This is a genomic window from Brucella sp. (assembly GCF_032066345.1).
Lineage (GTDB): Bacteria > Pseudomonadota > Alphaproteobacteria > Rhizobiales > Rhizobiaceae > Brucella > Brucella pseudogrignonensis.
In genome coordinates, this window is the sequence record NZ_DAMBKZ010000020.1 from 24,457 (window position 1) to 46,827 (window position 22,371).

Below are 22,371 nucleotides of genomic sequence, written 5' to 3' on the forward strand. Positions count from 1 at the left end.
ATGGCTGCGATGTCGGAGCAATATCGTCTTATAAATAGAGTGGGTATCGTTGGTGCCGGGATTATGGGGATCGGCATAGCCGAAACGATGGCTGCGGCTGGCCTGACTGTTCATATGTTCGACCAATTTCCCGGAAAAGCCGAGGCTTCGAAACAGGAGCTTGCAAAGCGTCTGGATAGCCGGGTTTCGCGCGGGAAACTGGACTCGGATACGGCTGCAGGTGTTCTTGATCGGATCACACCTGTTGATGCTCTTGGCGATTTGGCTGAGGCCAATCTTGTCATAGAAGCTGTTGTTGAAGACATTGGCGTGAAGCGAGAGCTGATTGCTGCGCTTGAAAAATGTCTTCCGCCTGAAGCGATCATCGCAACGAACACATCGTCTCTGTCGGTAACTGCAATTGCCGGTAAAGCTCAAAATCCGCAGCGCATAGCCGGGTTTCACTTTTTCAATCCCGTTCCGCTAATGCGCGTTGTGGAAGTAATCAAAGCTGCGCTGACGGATGCCAGGGTTATTGATGTTCTGAAGGAGCTTGCAGTACGGGTTGGTCATCGACCCGTGATGGCTTCCGATACACCGGGTTTTATCGTCAACCACGCTGGTCGTGCTTATGGCACGGAAGCGCTTGCGATGATCCGGGAAAATATCGCTGATTTCACTACGATTGATGCAATTTTGCGGGATGCTGCCGGGTTCCGCATGGGGCCTTTCGAGCTTCTTGATCTGACGGGACTTGATGTGTCGCATCCCGTCATGGAAGCGATCTACGGGCAGTATTATCACGAACCCCGTTATCGTCCATCGGTTATCACACGGCAGCGCCTTGATGCAGGTCTGCTTGGACGCAAAAGCGGCCGCGGCTTTTATGATTATTCAGACGATGCCACCACAGCTGTAGCAAGCGATGGCGCGCGGAACCTGCCCAAATCGGTAACGATTATCGGCGATACACCTGACAAGGCGCTGCATAAGATCGCGAAGCAGGCAGGCGTTCCAGTCATCAATGATGTAAGCGCGAGCGCGCTGGTTCTGATCGGCTTGATCGGTGATGATCTAACCTCGGCAATTGTGCGGGAAGGTCTGAACTCTGCCAACACCATTGGCTTTGATCCGCTATTTGGGATCCACAGACACCGAACGCTGGTCGCTTCACCGGGAGCAACTGAGCTTACGCGGCAAGAGGCTCTCGCTTTGGCGCAGTCCGATGGAGTCAAAGCATCGCTGGTTGAAGATACATGCGGAACTGTTTGCCAGCGTGTTTTGGCAATGATTGTGAATATCGCGGCCGATATCGTTCATCAAAACATAGCATCAGTCGATGACCTCGATGCTGCCGTGCGTTTGGGACTCGGCTATCCATATGGCCCGCTTGAATGGGGCGACCGGATCGGAGCCGATATCGTCGTCCATATTCTGGATCGCATGTTTGGGAGAACTGGCGATCCGCGATATCGCGCCAGCCTGTGGCTGCGCCGCAGGGCAGAACTGAAACTGCCATTGGCAGAATGCAATTAGGGAACCTTTATCATGGCTGAGAAAATTGAACTGAAACCTTCTGCGCCCTGGTATCGGCTCAATGTGACGGAAGATGACTGGCGCGCTGCAAATGCCGGTGATCTGTTAAAGTGGTATAGCCAGATGAAGCTCATCCGGCGCTTTGAGGAAAAAATACTCGACTTTGAGAAAGCGGGGCTGGTTCATGGTCCGGCTCATGCCAGTATCGGGCAGGAAGCTGCGGCAGTGGGCGCCATGTCGATGCTCGGTTCTAATGACCAGATCAATGGTACACATCGTGCGCATCACCAGGTGTTGACGAAGCTGATCAATGCACAGACGCCATCGGATTTCGATATTCTTCAATCCGATTTTACCGACGATATGAATGATGCCGTCTATCGTTTGATGGCAGAGATTATGGGGCTTAACCCCGGCTATTGCGGTGGTCGTGGCGGCTCGATGCATATGCGCGATGCCGCATCCGGCATTGCGGGCACAAGTGCTATCGTTGGTGGCAATATTCCTCATGCCGCCGGTTATGCGCTCGCCGATAAACTGCTTGGCAGAAAAGGCATATCGGTCGCATTCTTTGGCGATGGAGCTTCCTTACAGGGAGCGACCTATGAAGCGATGAACATCGCTGCACTCTATCGTTTGCCGGTGATTTTCTACGTCGAAAACAATCTCTACGCGGTATCGACACACATTCAGGATGCCACGCGCGAAACACGCATTGCGTCGCGCGGCCCAATGCTGGGCTTCCCTGGCATTGAGTGCGACGGAATGGATGTTGTCGCTGTTCATCAGGCAATGCGTGATGCCTGTCAGATCATTGAAGAAGAAGGCGGCCCGGTCGTTATTGAAGCGCAATGCTATCGCTACCTTCATCAAAGCGGGAGCAAGGCCGGGAGCGATTTCGGATATCGTAGAGGCGAAGAAGAGGAAGAGTGGAAGCGCCGTGATCCAATCGCGCAGGCAGAGCGGCGTTTGAAGGAACTTGGCATTGTCAGCGACGCAGAACTTGCCGAGATCGACGTGAAAGTCAGCGCTGCAGTGCAGGCTGCGGGATCTCGCCTGACTGAAACAGCACCCGGTAGCAATGTGCTGCGAATACCTGATGCTCTATGGCCTTCAGCAGAAAGCGTCGATGAAGGCATACTTGGCGACGGGCAGGAGTTCTCTGATGCTCGCTTTAGCGAGATTGAGGACTATTCCGCTGACGAGCTTGTGAAGGTACGTTTTGCAGCAGCTGCATCCGATGTTCTTGGTCGGGCAATGGAGAAGGACCCGACAATCATCGTCATGGGTGAGGATGTTCACCGTTTTGCCGGTGGCGTCAGCGGGTTCACCAAGAACGCACTTGAGCTGTTCCCGGGAAGAGTGCTCGCCATGCCGATTGCGGAAAATGGTTTTACGGGTGTCGCACTGGGAGCGGCCTTGCGGGGTCTGCGCCCGGTTGTGGAAATCATGTTCGGTGACTTCTGCTTTGTTGCGGCTGATCAGATCGCCAATGGTATTTCCAAAGTCCGTCATATGTTCGGTGATGGTTTTCCCGTGCCGATCGTGATGCGCGTTCGCGTGTCACCGCACACTGGCTACGGCTCTCAGCATTCGGGTGATCCATCGGCATTGTTTGCCATGTTTCCGGGATGGCGTGTCGTATCTCCTACCAATGCCTTTGACTATGTCGGGTTGATGAACAGCGCGCTCAAGTCAAATGATCCTGTGGCCATTATCGAGCATGTTGAGTTTTATCAGCGTGAAAGCCTCGTGCCCAAGGAAGACCGTGATTATTGTATTCCTCTCGGGAAGGCCCGCATCGTGAGATCAGGCTCGGCATGTACGGTGCTTGCAACATCTGTGATGGTACAGGCCTCGGTTAAAGCCGCGGAAGAATCCGGCATAGATGCTGAGATTCTCGACATGCGCAGCCTCGATATGACGGGCATTGATTGGGAGCTTATCGGCCAGTCTATAGCCAAGACCAATCGTGTGGTGATTGCCGAGCAGGTCGCGAGCGGGCTTTCGCTCGGACGCCATTGGGCTGCTGAAATTCAGCGGCGTTTCTTCAACGATCTTGACCATGAAATTCTCCATGTGACCGGCAGTTTGTCGTCGCCTGTGGTTTCACTGGTCTTGAATAAGGCGGCTCTAGGGTCGTCGGAAAAGGTTCGGGCGGCGCTGGAAAAAATCACGCGCAATGCCTGATGAGTTTGAACATAAGAAGAGAAAAACGAGGAACGAAATGAAAAATGGGAAAACAGGGCTGAACCGCCTTTTGATGACGAATTTCAAAAGCCTGATGATGGCTGCGACGTTGCTGACTGCGGTTCCCGCAGCCTATGCGCAAAATGCAGATTCTCTTGTGATCGCGCGCAACATGGACATCAACTCGCTCGATCCGCATCGCACCTTCTGCGACACCTGCCAGATTTATGACTCGGCAGTTTATGAAGGTCTTTTGTCGCTCGACAAAGATAACAAGGTCGTGCCGGTGCTCGCCGAGAGCTATACCGCAAATGGCGATCAGACCGAATTTACCTTCAAGATAAATCCGAAAGCTGTGTTCTCGGATGGCTCAAAGGTTGAAGCCAAGGACGTTAAGTGGTCCTGGGAGCGCCTCAAGAATGTGAAGGCAAGCCCTTCATTTCTGGCAGATACGATTGCTTCCATCGATACGCCTGATGAGGCAACCGTGGTCGTAAAGACCAAGGCGCCCAATTCGGAGTTCTTCAATGTTGTGGCTTCGCCATATTTCGGCATCGTCAATAGTGAAGTTGCTACGTCTGAAGCCAAGGCCGTCAATGGTGAAGATGCTGCAGAAAAGGACAATGCTGAAGCCTGGTTTCTCGCCAATTCGGCAGGTAGTGGCCCGTTTGTTCTGGCCGCTTACGAACCCAATTCCGAACTTCGCCTGAAGCGTAATGAAAAATACTGGGGCGAGGCTGCGAAAGTAGGGGAAGTCGTTATCCGTCAGGTTAAGGATGCCGTTGCTCAGGCGCAAATGCTTGAAAATGGCTCTGCAGATATTGCCATGCAGATCGATCCGGAAACTGCCAAGACCATCCGCAATCCCGACGTGAAGATTGACTCCATTCATTCCTATAACTTCATTTATATCGCGCTCTCACCGGGTGCCAAATCGAATGAAGTGCCCCTGACACCTGAAGTTCGTGAAGCCATTTCCACGGCAATTGATCGTGAAACACTGCTCGATTTCATGTTGGGTGACAAAGGCCAATTGATTGGTGCCGCTATTCCAATCGGCTTCCCGGGTGGCTCTGATTACAAGATACCTGAATACAACCCCGACAAGGCAAAGGAACTGCTTGCAAAGGCAGGGCACCCGGATGGTTTCAAGCTTGAGGCAACCTATCCAAACCTCAACGTCTACGGTGTTGATTTCACGCAGATGATGCAGAAGATCCAGCAGGATCTGTCCAAGGTGAATATCAAGGTTGAGCTGCAGCCTGTTTCTTTTGCAACATGGCGTGAGAAGGTGAATGGTGACGGCACGCCGCTGACTGTCGTCTATTATGCACCTGACTTCTATGGCACATCGCAATATGTCGATGCATTCGGTCTGGCAAAGGGTAGCCTCTGGGCCAAGCGCGCCGGTGAAGCGCGTGACCCGTCATTCGTGATCGGCGATATTCAGCAGGTTATGGCCGATGCTCTTAAAGCGCCTGCCGATCAGGCTGATAAAGTCTGGTTCCAGGCTGGTGAGAAAATGGCCGCTGCCAATGTCATCATTCCGATGCTGAGCCCAGACGTCATTCTGGCATATAATAGCAAGGTGAATGGCGTGCGCTATTCGGCTTGCTGCAACCTGCCATTGGCTGAGATTTCAGTCGCCAAATAAGCTATCGCAGATGAAACAAATAAGGCCGGAGAGAAATCTCCGGCCTTTTTTATTGCCATGATGTTTTAGTTACGAACAGAGTTTGCAAGCTCCTGCAGGATACGGAGCGACAGGCCGCGTTTTTCCAAATGAGGCATGTGTCCACAGGCGTCAAAAGCGTGGAGCGCTACATTGTCTGGTAGGTTGCGACTATGTTTGAAAGGCAGGATGCGATCCTGTTTTCCAAAGACAACACGAACCGGTATTTCGAGCGATGCAAGGTCGTTCGTGATTGATATGGTTTGTGTTCCATCCGCAAAGAACTGTTTTGCAAAAGCGCTCATCGCGTCACTCAGCGGCTGGTTCTGTCGCTGCTGCACCACGGCTGAAATGAAGGCGTCTGAAATTGCGTCCTTTGCATGAACAAGTTCATGCAGCCAAGGTATGACGCTTTCTTTGGATTTGGCTTTAACGAAGTTCTCGACAAAGCCAGTATTGATTTCCGGCCCCAGACCCGCTGGTGAAAACAATCCGAGCGCACGGATATCCATATTCCCTCGGACTGCCAGTCGGGCGCTCACTGCAGCGCCAAAGGAATGGCCCACAACAATCGTTTGCGAGAGGTTGAGCCGTTGGATTGTCGTTTCTACGCGTTCTGCAATTGCGTCGAGGTCGTCAACAACGTCAAGCGGTGAGGCACCATGCGATGGCAGATCAATCGCCAGCAAGGGTTGCTGCCATTGGGTGCCGGCAAACAAGCCACGCCAGTTATTATGATCCGAGGCAAAGCCATGCAGAAGGACAATCGGTGTTCCTTCTCCCTTGCGCAGCCATACCGTGTTCAGCTCAGTACCGTTGATAGGTTGGGACGAGATGCTTGCCGCGGGCTGCTGCGTTTCGATGGCAGCAACAACATCTTTCTTCTGTATGCGCCCGCTCGGCCCGCTACCGTTGATCTGCGAAAGATCAATTCCAGCGTTTCCGGCCAGACGTTTTGCAAGTGGTGTTGCTACAGTCCTGCCGGCTTGTGTGGTGTGTGAACGGATATCCAACGCCGGAGTTTCCGAAGACTTTGTGGCTTCAGGTGACGAAACGGCAGCGGGTTCCGATGCGGGTTTTGAAGTGGCCGAGGAAATAGCTTCGCCTTCAAGAAAAAGGCTTGCCACACTCTGGCCGACGTCGATTTCATCTGATGTCGAAGGCTTTAGAATTTTAAGTATTCCACTGTGAGGCGCGTCCACCTCAACAACGGTTTTATCGTTGTCTATTTCAAAAAGGAGCTGTCCTTGGCTGACTGTATCACCGTCTTTCGCGTGCCAACGAGAGATTGTGCCGGAATTGGTTTCCAGACTGACTTTTGGATATAGAATATCGGTGGCCATGAGATTTCCTGCAACAATCTGCTACGTCGCGTTGGCGATGATTAGGGTAAGGTGTGTGAAGGTGCTTCCAGCTTGCCGACAAGCCGCTCCTGCAGCTCGATGGTCAACTGTTTGAGTGCCGGGCCAATTTCGCCATAACAGACATCGCGTGGCGCAATGTCGGTAATGCCGCCACAGGTAATTGCCACAAGCTGCGTGCCATCAGTCGGGCGGAATGGAACGCCTACCGCATTTATATAGCTGTACCAGTCGCCGCATGATGCAACGAAGCCATCTCTCTCAAAATCTTCGAGTGCATTGCTTGTCAGGCGACGAATTTTCTCGGCCTGTTCCGGCTCGGCCGCAAGCATTTGCTCAAGCAGAGACTCACGCTGCGTTTCTTCCATGCCCGCATAATAGGAAAGCCCCATTGCAGTGCGCCAGATTGGCAACCTTGAGCCGACATTGAGGCGTAGGGAAACAGGGTTTTCAGAGCGCGCATTGGCGACATAGACCATTTCGCGTTGCTCACGCAGTCCCATGGCAACGGCGACACCGGTTTTTTCCGCAAGTTTCCGCATGAGCGGCATCGCCATATAAACAACAGCATTTGCACTGAGGCCTGAGTAGCCCAGCGAAATTGTCGCGGGGCCAATGCTATAGCGCCCGAGATTTTCATCGTAATTAAGATATCCCAGATTGACCAGGGTTAGTGTCAGGCGTGAAACGGTGGCTTTCGGCAAGCCTGTCCGATCAATAAGATCCTGATTTCCAAGAGAAATATCATTTGGGGTGAAGCTTCGCAAAATTTCCAGACCCCTTACGAGGGCGCTGGAAACCTGAGCGCTGTCTTTATCGAGGTCCAATGAGCTGGGCTTCGTTCTCTTCTTCACGTTGTCTCCTGGGCGTGTGTCGTTTTCAGTTTAAAGGAATGCCGTTCCAGAAAATGAAATTTAATTTCATTTATATTGACGGCGTCAAATTTGCTTGTCAATACTATGTGCAAGGACGCACAAAAACTGCGCCAGATTTCCAAAATGGGAACCGTGCATGTCAAATTATCTCTTTAAGCGCCTAATTGCGATGCCATTTCTAATTCTTGGCATCGTGACGATGGCCTTTGCGCTCACGACGATCACCAAGGGTGATCCGCTTACATCCATTGTGGCCGAGCAGCAGATGAACAACCCGGAAGTTGTGGCTGCTGCAAAAGCAAAGTGGGGGCTCGATCGCAGTCTGCCAGAGCGCTATGTCATCTATCTCAAAAACCTTCTGTCTGGCGACATGGGGACCTCGTTCGTCACGAAGCGTCCTGTCAGCACAGACTTGATGGCCCGTTTGCCAGCTACGATGGAGCTGGTTTTATCGGCCATGGTTCTGGGGTCTATTGTCGGTATCCTGCTTGGTATTCTGGCGGCTTATTATCGCGACAGCGCCATTGATCATGTGGCGCGCCTTTTTGCGCTGCTGGGATCATCTTTGCCCGTCTTTTGGCTGGGGCTTGCCGTTCTCTTCATCTTTTCAGTGCAGTTTGAGTTGCTGCCCGGACCCGGCCGACTTGATCCACGCATGGCGCCGCCTGCTGCCATCACAGGCCTCATGACAATCGACAGTCTGCTCGCAGGAAATTTCGCGGCTTTCAAAAATGCCCTCGCACATCTGATTCTCCCTGCGACAGTGCTTGGCTGGACCGTGGCGGGTACGATTTCGCGTCTCGTTCGCGCCAATATGCTTGATGTGATCGGGCGTGAATTCATCCTCACGGCACGCGCCAAAGGTGCTGGTGAACTCCGTGTGGTGTTCCGCCATGCCCTGCGCAACATTCTCGTGCCGGTTCTGACAGTGATCAGCTATTCGTTTGCTTATCTCATCACGGGTGCCGTGCTGACCGAAACAATTTTCGCCTGGCCTGGCATGGGATCTTATGCGGTTGAGGCCGCGCGATCACTGGATTTCCCAGCAATCATTGGTGTTACCATCGTCGGTGGCGTGATGTTCCTGATTACGAACCTGCTCACCGATGTTGCCTATGTTCTCGCAAATCCGCGCGTGCGTCTGGGCTAAGGGGAAAGCAAATGGTTGCAGCAGCAAACACCTCATCACGTCAGCTTAAATTCAGAATACCGCGCTGGTTTACCCTGCCGGTGGCAATCGGAATTATTGTCGTAGCCTTCTGGATCATTGCGACATTCTTTGCGCCATATATGACGCCCTACGACCCGCTCGACATGGTTGGACGCCGCCTGCAGGCACCAAGCTGGTCGCACTGGCTTGGAACCGATGCTCTGGGACGCGATGTGTTGACGCGCACGCTCTACGGAGCCAAGCATTCGCTGCCAATTGCCCTCTTGGTGGTGGTAAGTGCGGTTATTATTGGTGCTTTGGCTGGTGCTATCTCAGGCTATAAAGGTGGATTGATCGGCTCAGCCATTATGCGGCTCGTCGATATCACACTGTCATTTCCTCCGATGCTTCTCGCAATGGCGGTTGCCGCATCGCTCGGACCCGGGCTTGAAAACGCTGCGATTGCCATGGTCATTGTTTGGTGGCCTGTCTATGCGCGCCTCATGCGGGCGCAGGTGCTGGAAGTGCGTGAGCGTGAGCATGTGGAGGCCGCGATAGCATCTGGCGCCAGCAGCTCCCGTGTTCTGTTCAAGCATATTCTGCCGCTCTGCTGGACCCCGATATTGATCAGCGCAACGATGGATTTGGGGCAGGTCATTCTGCTTGCGGCATCGCTCAGCTTTATCGGTCTTGGCGCAACGCCGCCCACGCCGGAATGGGGCTCCATGATCGCCGAGGGTGCTGTCTATTTCTACAACTGGTGGATCGCGATGGGGCCGGGCCTTGCTATCCTGACCATCGTTCTTGGTTTCAATTTCATCGGCGATGGTCTTCGCGACTATTTCGACCCGCGTTCGAAGTGATTGGAGAACAAAATGACAAATCCAAATGAGAACACCAGTCTCTTTCGAATTGAAAACCTGCGTGTCGGCTTTGGCCGCGATGGTGTGGTGCTTGATGCGGTCAGAGGCATCAATCTTGAACTCAAGCGGCGCGAAGTTTTGGGGATCGTTGGCGAGTCCGGCTCCGGCAAGTCTATCGGGATGCTGGCCTCAATCGGCCTGACGCCGCCCAATGCCAAGGTTTCAGGCTCGGTTACGTTTCAGGGCGAAGAACTGGTTGGCAAGTCGCGGCGCGAAATGCGAAGCCTTCGCGGCTCGAAAATCGCGATGATCTTTCAGGACCCGTTGTCTTCTCTCAATCCGGTGATGAAGGTCGGCGATCAGCTGATCGAAGCCTTGCAGCTTCATCAGAAAAAGCTCAACCGGAAAGCCGCTATGGCGCGGGCGATTGAGTTGCTGGAGCTAGTCTCCATTCCGCAACCTGATCAGCGGGTGAAACAATACCCACATGAGTTTTCAGGTGGGATGCGGCAACGTGTGATGATCGCCATGGCTGTCGCTAATGATCCGGACCTATTGATTGCGGACGAACCTACCACGGCACTTGATGTCACGGTTCAGGCGCAGATCATGGCAGTATTGCGGGACTTGCAGAATAAACTTGGTCTGGGACTTATCCTCATCACGCATGATCTTGGTGTCCTTGCGGGCCATGCTGACCGTGTTGCCGTTGTCTATGCTGGTGAAGTGGTCGAGGAAGCGGATGTCTTTGAACTTTTCGACAATCCACGTCATCCATATACGCGCGGGCTGATCGCTTCGATCCCGACACTGAATGATAGCGGCGGCAAACTCTATTCCATTGATGGTGCGCCGCCTGTTCTGGGTGCTTTCCCCAAAGGATGTGCGTTTCATCCGCGATGCGCACATGCTCAGGAAATCTGCAAGACAACGGCTCCCACATATCAGCAATTCGGACGCCACATATCGGCGTGCCACTTTGCCGACAGTCTGCCTGCATATCAACGAAAGGCCGACATACCGGTCAGTAACGAGGCCGCGCTATGAACCAGAGTTTTTCATCGCAAACAGCTCCATCCTCCGTGTCGGATGCCGCTCTTTCGGTCCGCAATCTTCGCAAATCGTTTCCGATCAAAGGTGGCACGATCTTTCAGCGTGATGTGGCTGAGGTTAAGGCGGTCGATGATATTTCGTTTGATCTGGCCAAGGGTGAGACGCTTGGTTTGGTCGGTGAATCCGGCTGCGGAAAATCCACACTCGGACGTTGCCTGCTCAGGCTGATCGAGCCAACGAGCGGAGAGGTTCTGTTTCAGGGACAGAACGTGGCGCAGTTCTCGCCGAAAGAAATGCGCGCTGCACGCAAGCATCTGCAATTCGTGTTTCAGGATCCATTTGCTTCACTTCATCCGCGTATGCGCATCGAAGAAAGCATCGCCGAGCCGCTTCGTATCAGTGATCTTTCACAACAGCAGCGTAAAGAGCGTGTCCAGGAAATGCTGCGACTGGTCCGTCTCAACCCGGAGCATGGCAAGCGTTATCCGCATGAGCTGTCAGGCGGCCAGCGGCAACGTGTCGTGATCGCACGCGCCTTGGCGCTTAACCCGCAGGTTATGGTGCTCGATGAGCCTGTCTCGGCGCTCGACGTTTCGGTGCAGGCTGGGGTACTGAATCTCTTGCAGGAAATTCAGGCGGAGTTCGGCACGTCCTACATCTTCATTGCTCATGATCTGTCAGTCGTGCGGCATATCTCGCACACGGTTGCAGTGATGTATCTTGGGCGGATCGTTGAGAAGGCTCCGGCTGGAGAACTCTATAACCGACCGCTGCACCCTTACACCCAGGCTTTGATGTCAGCTGTTCCGCTGGCCGATCCGGTCATTGAGCGAAAGCGGCAGCAAATTCTGCTCAAGGGCGATGTGCCGAGCCCGATCAATCCCCCATCCGGTTGCCCGTTCAGAACCCGCTGTTTCAGGGCGGAAGCGATCTGCGCGGAAGTCAGGCCGGAATTGCAGCTTCAGGGAGGCGGACACGCGGTCGCGTGTCACTTCCCGCAGGAATGGCGATCACCTCAGTAATTCCCGTGACTAATTTTGACTATCAGGTGCCGCTTATCGCGGATGTTTGAGAAGGACGTGACCTTGAAAATAATGAACGAACTTGAGGTTCCTGTTATGGGCGATAACAACTCTGCCCTTCCGCTGGCTGGAATAAAGGTTCTTGATCTTTCGCGCGTTCTTGCCGGTCCCTGGACCACGATGAGCCTTGCTGATCTTGGAGCCGAAGTCTGGAAAATCGAGAATATTCAAGGCGGTGATGACACGCGCGCTTGGTCGGTTCCCAATTATAAAGGAGCAAGTACCTATTTTCTCTGTGCTAACCGCGGCAAGAAAAGCCTGGCGCTCGATCTGAAGTCGCCAGAAGGCCTCGATATAATTTATGAACTGGCCAAGCAGGCGGATGTTGTGGTCGAGAACTTTCGTGCCGGAACTGTCGAACGCCTGAAAATTGATTACGCGACTTTGAAGGCGCTCAATCCCGGGCTCATCTATTGCTCGATATCCGGCTATGGCCAAACCGGCCCGGAAGCTCGTCGCCCCGGCTATGACTTCGTGGTTCAGGCTGAAAGCGGCCTGATGTCGATCACCGGACAAACCGATGGCGAGCCGATGCGTATCGGCGTGGCTATGACCGATATCGTGGCGGGTATGGTTGGAACGCAATCCATTCTGGCAGCGCTTTATCAGCGCAAGACCACGGGTCTCGGACAGTTTGTCGATATTTCTCTTTTTGAATGCGCGCTCAATACGCTTATCAATATTGGTAGTGCCCATCTGAATGGCGGGCATATTCCCAAACGTTTTGGTAATGCCCATCCGACCGTGGTGCCCTATCAGATTTTCGAGTGTTCCGATGGTGCCTTTGCCCTCGCTGTCGGTAACGACCGCCAGTTTGCAATCCTCTGCGAAAAGATCATTGGTCTGCCAGAACTTGCCGCGGACGATCGTTTCAAAACGGCGAGCGGGCGAGCGCTTAATCGTTCTGAACTGATACCGCCGATGGCTGAGCGTTTCCGCACCCAAACGCGCGAATATTGGATGGCTGAATGTCTGAAGATGGGCGTTCCTGCGGGGCAGGTGAAAACTGTTCCAGAAGCTTTTGAAAGTCCCAATGTTGTGGCACGGAATGTGGTGCAAACATTGGAAAGCCCACATCTGGGGCCGGTCTCTCTTGTGCGTCCAGCCCAAGGATTAGAGGCACAGAAACATGCTTCCTATAAGGCGCCGCCAATGTTGGGTGAAGATAGTACTTCCATTCTGGAGGACGTTCTTCAATTCGATAAAGCCAGACTGGCAGAGCTGATCGACGCCGGTGTCATCCATCAATATCAGGCAACTGTTTGAGGAGAGAGTGATGACGAACACTCAAGTGGAATATTCCAATATCAAACTGTTCATTGATGGAACATGGCGCGATGGCAGTTCTGGTGAAACGGTTGACGTCCTGAACCCGGCGACCAACGACGTTATCGGACATATTGCTAAAGCCACGACAGCCGATCTTGATGACGCTTTGGCTGCAGCCGAACGCGGCTTTGAGATTTGGCGCAAGGTATCGGCCTTTGATCGTTATAAGATGCTGCGCAAGGCTGCAGACATTTTTCGGGCTCGCGGCGAGGGCGTTGCGCGCTTGCTGACGATTGAGCAGGGCAAGCCTCTGTCGGAAGCGCGTGCCGAGGCTGCTGCGGCCGGTGACCTGATCGACTGGTTTGCAGAAGAAGCCCGGCGTAGCTATGGGCGTATCGTTCCCTCACGCTTTGCAAATGTGATGCAATCGGAAGTCAAAGAGCCGGTCGGTCCGGTGGCTGCGTTTACTCCTTGGAACTTTCCAATCAACCAGTCGGTTCGCAAAATATCTGCGGCTCTGGCTGCTGGCTGCTCCATCATTTTGAAAGCTGCTGAAGATACGCCGGCAGCCCCAGCCGAACTGGTGCGCGCCTTTGCTGATGCTGGTTTGCCTGATGGTGTTATCAACCTCGTTTATGGCGATCCGGCAGAGATTTCGTCTTACCTCATCCCTCATCCTGTGATTAAGAAAGTGTCATTCACGGGTTCGACGCAGGTGGGAAAGCAGCTTGCGGCGTTGAGTGGTTTGCACATGAAGCGGGCCACGATGGAGCTTGGTGGACATGCGCCGGTTGTCATCATGGCAGATGCCGATGTGGAGCAGGCAATCAAGGTGGCAGCTGCAGCCAAGTTCAGAAATGCAGGCCAGATTTGCATCGCACCCACTCGGTTTCTGATTGAAGAACCAGTCTACGATCAGGTGATCGAAGGTCTTTCAACTTACGCCCGTTCGTTGAAAGTCGGAGATGGGCTCGATGCTGAAACGACGATGGGACCGCTGGTCAATGCGCGCCGGGTCAACGCCATGGAGCGCTTGATTGGTGATGCGAAGGAACACAAGTCTAAAGTGGTTACGGGCGGCGAACGCATTGGCAATCGCGGTAATTTCTTTGAGCCAACGATTCTTGCAGATGTGCCGCGTGATGCGGCAATCATGAACGAGGAGCCGTTTGGTCCGGTGGCACTTCTCAATAGCTTTCAGTCACTTGACGAAGCTTTGGCAGAGGCCAACAGGCTCAATTATGGTCTTGCCGCTTATGCTTTTACTGGATCATCGGCCAATGCTGCAAAAATCTCTTCTTCTGTTCGCAGCGGAATGATCACTATCAATCACTACGGGTTGGCACTGCCGGAAGTACCTTTCGGTGGCATCAACGATTCCGGTTACGGAACCGAAGGCGGAGCCGACGCGCTGGATGCCTACCAGAATACGAAATTCGTTTCGCATTTGCAGGCATAGGCCCTGCACCGGCAACCATCATCATTTCCCGAAATACGAGACCTCATTATGAGTGAAGCCTTTATCTGTGATTATGTTCGTACACCGATCGGTCGGTTTGGTGGTTCCCTTTCATCTGTGAGAACGGATGATCTAGGGGCTATTCCGCTTCGCTCGTTAATGGAGCGTAATGGGGCTGTTGATTGGGAAGCGGTGGACGATGTTATTTTCGGTTCTGCTAATCAGGCAGGCGAAGACAATCGCAATGTTGCACGTATGTCGCTGTTGCTCGCCGGACTGCCAGTCAGCATAACGGGAACGACTATCAATCGGTTATGCGGGTCTGGCATGGACGCCATTATCAGTGCAGCGCGGGCGATTAAGGCCGGTGAAGCTGATCTGATGGTTGCGGGTGGCGTTGAAAGCATGAGCCGGGCTCCTTTCGTTATGCCAAAGGCTGATGCCGCCTTTTCGCGTCGGGCTGAAATATACGATACGACAATTGGCTGGCGCTTCATAAACCCGCTGATGAAGAAGCAATATGGTGTCGAGTCGATGCCTGAAACCGGCGAGAACGTTGCGGCAGACTACCAGATTTCGCGCGAGGATCAGGACGCCTTTGCGATGCGCAGTCAGGAAAAAGCTGCGGCCGCGCAGGCTAACGGCAGGCTGGTCAAGGAGATCGTAAACGTCACCATCCCGCAACGCAAAAGTGCTGCGCTGGTGGTCGAGCATGACGAACATCCGCGCGCAACATCCATCGACGCCCTTTCAAAAATGGGTACGCCTTTTCGTGCTGGCGGTACGGTTACGGCGGGCAACGCTTCTGGGGTCAATGATGGTGCTGCAGCCCTGATCATTGCTTCTGAAGAGGCAGTCAAGAAATATGCCCTGAAACCTCTGGCGAGAATAATGGGCGGTGCCACTGCCGGTGTGCCACCGAGGATTATGGGTATAGGCCCAGCGCCCGCAACACAGAAACTTCTGGCAAGGCTCGGGCTTGCCATCGATGCAATGGACGTCATCGAACTCAATGAGGCTTTCGCCTCTCAGGGGCTTGCTGTCTTGCGCGAACTTGGCATTGCTGACGACGATCACCGGGTTAACCCGAACGGCGGTGCGATTGCGCTGGGTCATCCGCTTGGCATGTCGGGCGCACGGATCACAGGATCAGCAGCGCTCGAACTTTCTTTGAACGACGGTCGTTATGCGCTGGCGACAATGTGTATCGGTGTAGGGCAAGGGATTGCAATCGCTCTGGAAAAGGCTTGAGCAGGTGCGGTGCGTTAGCCGTAACTGTCATACGTCCTCAGCACCCGAGCGGCTGATATGGCGTTTGAGCAGGGCTGCAGCAAATTCAAAGTCTCTGTTCTCGATGGCTTCGAGAATACCTAAGTGATCTTTGCAAGCCTTGCGGATACGCTCTTCGCCCAAACGATCGAAGTCGGAATATTCCGTCATGCGGCGAAGATGGTTCTGCCACCGGACTGATTGCGTGAAAAACCGATTATTCGCCCACGAAACAATAGTCTCGTGAAAGTTGGCATTGGCGTTGAACCAGAGATCCCGTGTGAGGCTCTGGATCGGCAGGACCGATATTTCATTCTGCTCGCGTTGCAGAGCTGCGAGCTGGCTGAGATCAGGCGCGTAGTCGGGTTGCGAAAGCGCACCGCATTCGATCACCAGGCGGAAGGCGTAGCTTTCATTGACCGCGCGCTCATTATCGAGCGACTCGGCAAAGCGCCAGCCATGGCCCGGAAGACGCTCTGCGAGACCTTCGGTGGCAAAACGCATCAGAACCCGGCGCACCGCGCCGCGCGTTGCACCCAGCTGATCGGCAAGTTCGGCTTCCGACACTTCGTCACCAACAGCACCAGAGGCGCGCGCACTCATCAGACGCCGGTAGAGCTCTTCCGCCTCCGATGGCGGCAGCAGGTTGTCGTTGAGTTCGTCCGGTTCTGGAATGCGATGCAGCTGATATCCGCGATTGGGTGTCTGGCTGACAATACCCTGCTGCACAAGAAGATTGAGCACCTGACGCACGGGCGACCGCGATACACGGAGCTCTTTTGCAATGGCAGCATCCGACAGCCGGTCGCCGATATTCCAGCGTGCAGCGGATATGAGCGAGACCATTTTATGTGCGACTTCCGCCTGAAGACTGCTCAGGCCGGATTCGCCTTCCGTTGATCTCTTAACGTCCATATTCACGCGCAGCGCCCCCTGAATGTGCGTTCTCCCATGAACCTATGCTCAAAGAATACGGGATATTTCGCAATAGGCCATTTCTTTCTCGTATAGCCTATCCCATTGGAATGACAGGCTGACTCTCTGTAGGAAGGGTATAAATCAAATTGTTCCATATTCTAATAAAAAACTGTTGACTCCGCAATGATTGAATGTGAATTGTATTAAGCAGATACAAAATACAAAATATGGATTGAGTATGTCAGTTACCCCATTTCCATTCATTACAGTTTCGGGCGTACCGGAAGAGCGCGGGCGCCAATATGGGGTGCTGGCGGCGGAACGCATCCGGCGCAGCGCTGGTCTTTATTCCAGCACGCTCGACGCGTTTGGTCTTTCGCCTGAGCGCAGGCAAGGTCTTATCGAAGAATTTGCCGGTCGGATCGAGGAATTCGACGCGTCTTATGTCGAGGAAATGCGCGGCATCGCCAAAGGTGCGGATGTGCCGTTTGAGCAGATCGTCATGATCAATGCACGCACGGAAGTCGTTGCGATGGCGCGTGCGGAAACGGGTTCGCCTGATCCCGAAGAGCAGGATGACGGCTGCACCGGTGCTCTCATCATGCCTGCGAAAAGTGCTTCTGGTAATCTGGTTCATGGCCAGAACTGGGACTGGCGTTCTGAATGTGTGGAAACCGGTATTGTGCTGCGTGTTCGAAACAATAACGGTCCCGATTTTGTGACCTTTGTCGAGGCTGGTGGGCTGGCGCGCAGCGGCTTCAATGAAGCGGGAATCTCGATCACCGCCAATTATCTCGAATGCGAACGCGACTATAAGAAGCTGGGCGTTCCTTTGGGTCTCGTGCGCCGCAAGGTGCTTGAGCAGGAGCATTTTGCAAAAGCAATCAAGGCTGTGGCTTCAACACCAAAATCCTGCTCAAACAATATCATGATTGCGACGAGCGCCGGTTTCGGCATCGATTTTGAATGCGCGCCGGATGAGTCCTTCCCGATCCTGCCTGAGAATGATCTGATCGTTCATGCCAATCATTGGGTCAGCCCAATTGCGCTGACAAAGCTGCGCGACACCGGCATCCCGTTCGTACCTGAAAGCTTCTACCGTGATTGGCGCGTTCGCCAGTCTCTTGAATCACATGGTGGAAAAATTGGTCGCAAGGAGCTGAAGGAAGCACTGTTCGACGACTTCCTGACACCTTATGCAGTCTGCCGCCCGCCACGTCCCGGCAATCACGACAATATCACGGCCACAGTTGCGATGGTGGTGATGGAAGCAGCGCTTGGCATGATGGAAATCGCGCCGCTGCCTGCTTTGAACCGCCAGTTTGCGACCTACTGTCTGCAGGATTATACGCCGCTACCGTCTGATGCCGCGCCACGCGCGAAATCCCTCTTTATCGAAGGCTAAAGAAATGCTGCGCTTTGCGCTTTCCAGAATAGGCATGGCCATTCCAACATTGCTGATCGTGGCAGTGGCTGTGTTTGTGATTGTCCGGCTGATACCGGGCGATCCTGCAGCCCTGATGCTGGGCGATTCTGCGGATGCTGCGACGCTGGCCGCGCTGCGCGAGCAGCTGGGCCTCAATCACAGCGTCTTTACCCAGTTTCTGATCTGGGGAGGCAATGTTCTGCATGGTGATTTCGGTGTCTCCATTGCCAACCAGCAGCCGGTTCTTTCGCTGGTTCTGGAGCGCTTTTCGGTCAGTGCGCGTATCGTCTTGTCAGCGGTGGTGCTTTCTACGCTCGTCGCTGTTCCGCTTGGAATGATCGCAGCCTGGAAGCAGAACAGCCTGACTGATCTGACGCTTGTGACCTGTGCCACCTTGCTGCTTTCGGTTCCGACATTCTGGATGGGCTTGCTGCTGTTGCTGGCCTTTGGCCTCAAGCTCGGCTGGTTGCCGATTGTCGGCTATGTCAGCTTTGGTGAGAACCCATGGAAAGCGTTTCTCTATCTGGTTTTGCCGATCACCACACTGTTTCTGCATGAAATCGGCGTCATTCTGCGGATGGCGCGCGCCTCGACGCTTGAAGTGCTGAATCTGGATTACATCACCCATGCCCGCGCCAAGGGACTGTCGGAAGCAACCGTGATGTGGCGTCATGCTTTCCGTAATGCATTTGGCCCGACCTGGACACTGTTGGGGCTGATCCTTGGCAATCTGCTTGGCGGTATTGCAGTTGTGGAAACAGTTTTCACGATTCCCGGACTTGGCAGGCTTCTGGTTGATGCGATCTTTGCTCGCGATTATCCCGTCATTCAGGGCTGCTTGCTGTTCACAGCCTGTGTTTATGTGCTGGTCAATCTGATCGTGGACCTTCTCTATCCGTTCTTCGACCCGAAGGTGACGGCGAAATGAAAAATCTATCTCTCAACGCGATTATTGGCGGAACCCTGACCGCAACGCTTCTCACGATAGCGGTGGTAGGTTCCTTCTGGACGCCTTACAACCCGCTTGCCCTCGACTTTGCCGCGCGCCTTGCGCCGCCAAGTGCTGCGCATTGGCTGGGTACGGATGAATTTGGGCGCGACCAGCTGAGCCGTCTTATGAGAGGCGCATCGGCCAGTGTTTCAATCAGCGTGTTCACAGTCGTTCTCGCCACCCTCGGCGGAGTGCTTATCGGGGCGATCAGCGGCTTCTTGCGTGGCTGGTTCGACCGGCTGTTGATGATGGTCAATGATGCTTTGCTGGCATTCCCCGGCATATTGATGGCGCTTGGTTTGCTGGCCGTCTTTGGTGCCAACAAGAATGGCATCATCTTAGCACTTGCTCTGGCCTATATGTCTTCGGTGATCCGCGTGGTCCGTGGCACGGTTTTGAGCTTGCGTGAACGGGAGTTCGTTGAGGCTTCCCGCGTCATGGGAAATTCGGAAATCTATACGATGGTGCGCCATATTCTGCCCAACTGTCTGGCACCTGTTCTGGTCATGGCAACGTCCATGTGCGGCTGGGCAATTCTCGCGGAAAGCTCGCTCAGCTTTCTGGGGCTGGGTGTGCCGCCGCCAGCGCCGACTTGGGGCAATATGCTCGCGGGAAGCCGCAATTTCATTGAGCAGGCCGTTTGGCTTGGTATCTTCCCCGGCCTTGCAATTTCGCTGTCGCTGCTTGGTATTAATCTTCTTGGTGACGCGTTGCGCGACCGCCTCGACCCACGCATGAGGAAGCGCTCATGACTTCCGCACCCTTGCTTGAAATCGACGATGTCAGCCTGCGTGTTGGCGATAGTGCGCTGGAGATCGTCAAGCGCGCTTCCTTCTCCATAAAAGCTGGCGAAATTCTTGGCATCGTTGGTGAATCCGGCTCCGGCAAAACCATGCTCGCGCGGGCGGTCATGGGGCTGGTTCCGGCGTCCATTAAAACAAGTCATGGTGCGATCCGCTTCAAGGGGCAGAACGTGTCAACGATGTCGCCGACCGCTTTGCGCGGGCTGCGTGGCGATGGCATTGCCATGATCTTTCAGGAGCCGATGACTTCGCTAACCCCGTCACTGACCATCGGGCGGCAGCTTGAAGAAGGGCTTGAACTGCACTTTCCAGCCGAGAAGGCACAACATGCCGACTGGATCAGAGCCATGTTGTTGCGTGTTGGTATTGCCGATCCTGATCGGGCAGTTGAGGCGTTCCCACATGAGTTCTCTGGCGGAATGCGCCAGCGCATCATGATCGCCTGCGCGATGCTCATGAAGCCTGATCTGCTGATCGCGGACGAGCCGACCACTGCGCTTGATGCGGTTATCCAGCGCGAGGTTATGGAGTTGCTGGTCGATCTCACACGGGAACGTGGCACGACCGTTTTGCTGATCAGTCACGATCTTCCAATGATTGCGCGCTATTCCAAACGTGTGGTTGTGATGCGCCATGGTGAAGTGGTTGAAACGGGCGATACCGCGGATGTTCTCGCAAAGCCCCGGCATGATTACACCCGCAAACTGCTTTCGACATTACCGGTTCGTGGGCCTGCACGCGTGGTTCCAAAGGCTGATCCGCTGATCAGCGTGCGCGATCTTGTTGTCGATTTTGAAGGCCGGGGTGGCTGGTTCAAGAAAGCTGGCGGCAAGCGAGCTCTGCATGGGGTTACGATTGATGTTCTGCCCAACGAGGTTGTTGCAGTGGTAGGCGGCTCGGGTTCGGGCAAGACCACGGCCGCGCGCGTGATGGCTGGACTAATCAAGCCGAGCGAAGGGAAGTTGCTGTTCAAGGGACAACCTGTCGAGAGGCGTTCATCCCATTATCAGGATTATCGTTATCACACGCAGATGGTGTTTCAGGACCCTTATTCATCACTCGATCCGCGTATGAAAGTGGGCGAGTTGGTCGGTGAGGCGCTGCGCTTCTCGAAAGAGCTTTCGTCAAGCCAGAAAGTGGATCGTGTTCGCGAAACACTGGAGGACGTTGGCCTCGGTGGAGATTATGCCAATCGTTATGCGCATGAAATGTCGGGCGGTCAGCGTCAGCGTGTGGCGATTGCGCGTGCGCTCGTTCGCCGTCCCGCTTTTGTCATTGCCGATGAAGCAGTCTCGGCGCTTGACGTAACGGTGCGTGCGCAGGTTCTCGATCTCTTTGCCAAGTTGCAGCAGAGCTATGGCTTCGGTTGCCTGTTCATTACCCATGATCTGGGCGTGGTTGAACAAATTGCCGATCGTGTGGTCGTGATGAATGACGGTCGCATTATAGAGCAGGGAACGCGCGACGAGATTTTTGACGCGCCGCAAAACGACTATACCCGACGTCTTTTGTCAGCCATTCCGATGCTCGAACTGACGGGTGAGGGCGGCGTCAAACTCAAATGGCGCGGCGATAGTGCAAATACGAAGTCTGGAGAGGAGGGCGGTCATGTCCATCACTGAGGAAAAGCCTGTTACTAAACGGCAGGGCCATGGCAAAAAACTCAGCTTCTACGATTTCGGAGCGACCACGTTTTTTGCAAGTCAGTTCGATCAGCGTTTCAGTTACTGCCTTTATGTCCCCGAGGACTATGATGAAGACGGCACCGAGACGCACGAACTGATCGTCATCATTCACGGGACGGGGCGGACGGCGGCACAGTACCGCGATCACTTTGCAAATTTTGCGCGAGAGAACCGCTGCATTGTTCTGGCGCCGCTGTTTCCTGCGGGCATCGTCGTGCAGGGCGATCTTGCCAACTACAAGCGCATCGAGTTTCACGGCATTCGCTTTGACCATATTCTGCTGTCGATGATCGACGAAGTGGCCGCCAAATATCGCCTCAAAAGCAATCGCGCCATCATGTACGGCTTTTCGGGCGGCGGGCAGTTCTGCCAGCGCTTTTTCATGCTGCATCCTCATAGGCTGAAGGCTGTCTCTATCGGAGCGCCGGGTGTCGTAACTCTGCTCAATTCTGATTATGACTGGTGGGTTGGCGTTCGCGATGTTGAAGCACGTTTTGGCTGCCGCATTGATCTTGAAGCGATGAAGGCTGTTACGGTTCATACTGTGATCGGTGAGGAAGATACCGCGACTTGGGAAATCGCCATCCCGCGTGACAGCGCCTTCTGGATGGACGGCGCCGATCTTCAGGGCGATTGCCGGATCGACCGCATTGAAGCACTGGCCAAGTCGTTTGAAGCGCATGGAATCGCGGTTCGCAGGGACAGGGTGCCGGGCGTGGCTCATGAGCCTTTCAAAGTGCTGGAGCCGGTCGAAGCATTTTTCGCGGACGTGCTGAGGTCACAAAGCTGA

The 22,371-nt window shown here is 54.1% G+C and carries 18 protein-coding genes; 15 read left to right on the plus strand and 3 right to left on the minus strand.

Features of this window, described 5'->3' with window-relative positions; genetic code table 11:
* The 3 genes from RT142_RS19760 to RT142_RS19770 all read left to right on the plus strand — a co-directional run bounded on the left by RT142_RS19760 (position 1) and on the right by RT142_RS19770 (position 5,359).
* Positions 1 to 1,515: a 3-hydroxyacyl-CoA dehydrogenase gene (locus RT142_RS19760; protein ID WP_064321464.1), complete on the plus strand. Its 1,515-nt coding sequence runs from the start codon at positions 1 to 3 to the stop codon at positions 1,513 to 1,515.
* 12 nt (positions 1,516 to 1,527) lie between these two features.
* Complete coding sequence (locus RT142_RS19765; RefSeq protein ID WP_313030925.1) at positions 1,528 to 3,705, plus strand: dehydrogenase E1 component subunit alpha/beta; 2,178 nt, start codon at positions 1,528 to 1,530, stop codon at positions 3,703 to 3,705.
* A 94-nt stretch (positions 3,706 to 3,799) separates the two neighbouring features.
* Positions 3,800 to 5,359, plus strand: coding sequence for an ABC transporter substrate-binding protein (locus RT142_RS19770; RefSeq protein WP_313031003.1), 1,560 nt, complete (start codon positions 3,800 to 3,802; stop codon positions 5,357 to 5,359).
* Positions 5,360 to 5,424: 65 nt separating this feature from the next.
* Here the strand turns inward: RT142_RS19770 and RT142_RS19775 are convergent, their stop codons facing one another.
* Positions 5,425 to 6,720: an acetoin dehydrogenase dihydrolipoyllysine-residue acetyltransferase subunit gene (locus tag RT142_RS19775; protein WP_313030927.1), complete on the minus strand. Its 1,296-nt coding sequence runs from the start codon at positions 6,718 to 6,720 to the stop codon at positions 5,425 to 5,427.
* Positions 6,721 to 6,761: 41 nt separating this feature from the next.
* Entirely contained in the window at positions 6,762 to 7,592 is an 831-nt protein-coding gene (locus RT142_RS19780) for an IclR family transcriptional regulator (RefSeq protein WP_079213135.1), read from the minus strand.
* A gap of 157 nt (positions 7,593 to 7,749) precedes the next feature.
* Between RT142_RS19780 and RT142_RS19785 the strand changes: the two genes are divergently transcribed.
* From RT142_RS19785 to pcaF, 7 genes are all read left to right on the plus strand, one after another.
* Complete coding sequence (locus RT142_RS19785) at positions 7,750 to 8,763, plus strand: ABC transporter permease (protein WP_007878243.1); 1,014 nt, start codon at positions 7,750 to 7,752, stop codon at positions 8,761 to 8,763.
* Between the two features lie 11 nt (positions 8,764 to 8,774).
* Positions 8,775 to 9,626 carry an ABC transporter permease gene (locus RT142_RS19790; protein WP_064321469.1) on the plus strand — a complete coding sequence of 284 codons (852 nt, stop codon included), beginning with the start codon at positions 8,775 to 8,777 and terminating at the stop codon, positions 9,624 to 9,626.
* Between the two features lie 12 nt (positions 9,627 to 9,638).
* On the plus strand, positions 9,639 to 10,673 hold the full coding sequence (locus RT142_RS19795; RefSeq protein WP_007878248.1) for an ABC transporter ATP-binding protein: 1,035 nt from the start codon (positions 9,639 to 9,641) through the stop codon (positions 10,671 to 10,673).
* Positions 10,670 to 11,701, plus strand: coding sequence for an ABC transporter ATP-binding protein (locus tag RT142_RS19800; RefSeq protein ID WP_007878250.1), 1,032 nt, complete (start codon positions 10,670 to 10,672; stop codon positions 11,699 to 11,701). The genes RT142_RS19795 and RT142_RS19800 overlap by 4 nt, the downstream gene beginning before the upstream one ends.
* A gap of 72 nt (positions 11,702 to 11,773) precedes the next feature.
* Complete coding sequence (locus RT142_RS19805) at positions 11,774 to 13,027, plus strand: CaiB/BaiF CoA transferase family protein (RefSeq protein ID WP_064321470.1); 1,254 nt, start codon at positions 11,774 to 11,776, stop codon at positions 13,025 to 13,027.
* A 10-nt stretch (positions 13,028 to 13,037) separates the two neighbouring features.
* Positions 13,038 to 14,489, plus strand: a complete 1,452-nt coding sequence (locus tag RT142_RS19810) for an NAD-dependent succinate-semialdehyde dehydrogenase (RefSeq protein WP_313030933.1) — start codon at positions 13,038 to 13,040, stop codon at positions 14,487 to 14,489.
* 48 nt (positions 14,490 to 14,537) lie between these two features.
* Positions 14,538 to 15,740 carry a 3-oxoadipyl-CoA thiolase gene (pcaF, locus tag RT142_RS19815; protein ID WP_194779444.1) on the plus strand — a complete coding sequence of 401 codons (1,203 nt, stop codon included), beginning with the start codon at positions 14,538 to 14,540 and terminating at the stop codon, positions 15,738 to 15,740.
* Between the two features lie 27 nt (positions 15,741 to 15,767).
* Here pcaF and RT142_RS19820 read toward each other — a convergent pair whose 3' ends face one another.
* Positions 15,768 to 16,673 carry a GntR family transcriptional regulator gene (locus RT142_RS19820; RefSeq protein WP_007878258.1) on the minus strand — a complete coding sequence of 302 codons (906 nt, stop codon included), beginning with the start codon at positions 16,671 to 16,673 and terminating at the stop codon, positions 15,768 to 15,770.
* Between the two features lie 241 nt (positions 16,674 to 16,914).
* Here RT142_RS19820 and RT142_RS19825 point away from each other — a divergent pair, with 241 nt between their 5' ends.
* The 5 genes from RT142_RS19825 to RT142_RS19845 are packed head-to-tail and all read left to right on the plus strand — an operon-like array spanning position 16,915 to position 22,371.
* On the plus strand, positions 16,915 to 18,081 hold the full coding sequence (locus tag RT142_RS19825; RefSeq protein WP_171379632.1) for a C45 family autoproteolytic acyltransferase/hydolase: 1,167 nt from the start codon (positions 16,915 to 16,917) through the stop codon (positions 18,079 to 18,081).
* A gap of 4 nt (positions 18,082 to 18,085) precedes the next feature.
* On the plus strand, positions 18,086 to 19,030 hold the full coding sequence (locus RT142_RS19830; RefSeq protein ID WP_313030940.1) for an ABC transporter permease: 945 nt from the start codon (positions 18,086 to 18,088) through the stop codon (positions 19,028 to 19,030).
* The gene (locus RT142_RS19835; protein WP_313030944.1) at positions 19,027 to 19,845 is read left to right on the plus strand and encodes an ABC transporter permease; all 819 of its coding nucleotides are present in this window, start codon (positions 19,027 to 19,029) and stop codon (positions 19,843 to 19,845) included. Before RT142_RS19830 ends, RT142_RS19835 begins: the two co-directional genes overlap by 4 nt.
* Entirely contained in the window at positions 19,842 to 21,518 is a 1,677-nt protein-coding gene (locus tag RT142_RS19840) for an ABC transporter ATP-binding protein (protein WP_064321475.1), read from the plus strand. The genes RT142_RS19835 and RT142_RS19840 overlap by 4 nt, the downstream gene beginning before the upstream one ends.
* Positions 21,505 to 22,371: a hypothetical protein gene (locus RT142_RS19845; protein ID WP_007878273.1), complete on the plus strand. Its 867-nt coding sequence runs from the start codon at positions 21,505 to 21,507 to the stop codon at positions 22,369 to 22,371. Before RT142_RS19840 ends, RT142_RS19845 begins: the two co-directional genes overlap by 14 nt.

What these genes read in the sequence shown, in the direction of transcription:
- RT142_RS19800 (WP_007878250.1), top strand. Translation starts at nt 10,670, where the DNA reads ATGAACCAGAGTTTTTCATCGCAAACAGCTCCATCCTCCGTGTCGGAT.
- RT142_RS19835 (WP_313030944.1), top strand. Translation starts at nt 19,027, where the DNA reads ATGAAAAATCTATCTCTCAACGCGATTATTGGCGGAACCCTGACCGCA.
- pcaF (WP_194779444.1), top strand. Translation starts at nt 14,538, where the DNA reads ATGAGTGAAGCCTTTATCTGTGATTATGTTCGTACACCGATCGGTCGG.
- RT142_RS19770 (WP_313031003.1), top strand. Translation starts at nt 3,800, where the DNA reads ATGATGGCTGCGACGTTGCTGACTGCGGTTCCCGCAGCCTATGCGCAA.
- RT142_RS19810 (WP_313030933.1), top strand. Translation starts at nt 13,038, where the DNA reads ATGACGAACACTCAAGTGGAATATTCCAATATCAAACTGTTCATTGAT.
- RT142_RS19845 (WP_007878273.1), top strand. Translation starts at nt 21,505, where the DNA reads ATGTCCATCACTGAGGAAAAGCCTGTTACTAAACGGCAGGGCCATGGC.
- RT142_RS19830 (WP_313030940.1), top strand. Translation starts at nt 18,086, where the DNA reads ATGCTGCGCTTTGCGCTTTCCAGAATAGGCATGGCCATTCCAACATTG.
- RT142_RS19775 (WP_313030927.1), bottom strand. Translation starts at nt 6,720, where the DNA reads ATGGCCACCGATATTCTATATCCAAAAGTCAGTCTGGAAACCAATTCC.
- RT142_RS19795 (WP_007878248.1), top strand. Translation starts at nt 9,639, where the DNA reads ATGACAAATCCAAATGAGAACACCAGTCTCTTTCGAATTGAAAACCTG.
- RT142_RS19790 (WP_064321469.1), top strand. Translation starts at nt 8,775, where the DNA reads ATGGTTGCAGCAGCAAACACCTCATCACGTCAGCTTAAATTCAGAATA.
- RT142_RS19765 (WP_313030925.1), top strand. Translation starts at nt 1,528, where the DNA reads ATGGCTGAGAAAATTGAACTGAAACCTTCTGCGCCCTGGTATCGGCTC.
- RT142_RS19760 (WP_064321464.1), top strand. Translation starts at nt 1, where the DNA reads ATGGCTGCGATGTCGGAGCAATATCGTCTTATAAATAGAGTGGGTATC.
- RT142_RS19840 (WP_064321475.1), top strand. Translation starts at nt 19,842, where the DNA reads ATGACTTCCGCACCCTTGCTTGAAATCGACGATGTCAGCCTGCGTGTT.
- RT142_RS19805 (WP_064321470.1), top strand. Translation starts at nt 11,774, where the DNA reads ATGAACGAACTTGAGGTTCCTGTTATGGGCGATAACAACTCTGCCCTT.
- RT142_RS19785 (WP_007878243.1), top strand. Translation starts at nt 7,750, where the DNA reads ATGTCAAATTATCTCTTTAAGCGCCTAATTGCGATGCCATTTCTAATT.
- RT142_RS19820 (WP_007878258.1), bottom strand. Translation starts at nt 16,673, where the DNA reads ATGGACGTTAAGAGATCAACGGAAGGCGAATCCGGCCTGAGCAGTCTT.
- RT142_RS19825 (WP_171379632.1), top strand. Translation starts at nt 16,915, where the DNA reads ATGTCAGTTACCCCATTTCCATTCATTACAGTTTCGGGCGTACCGGAA.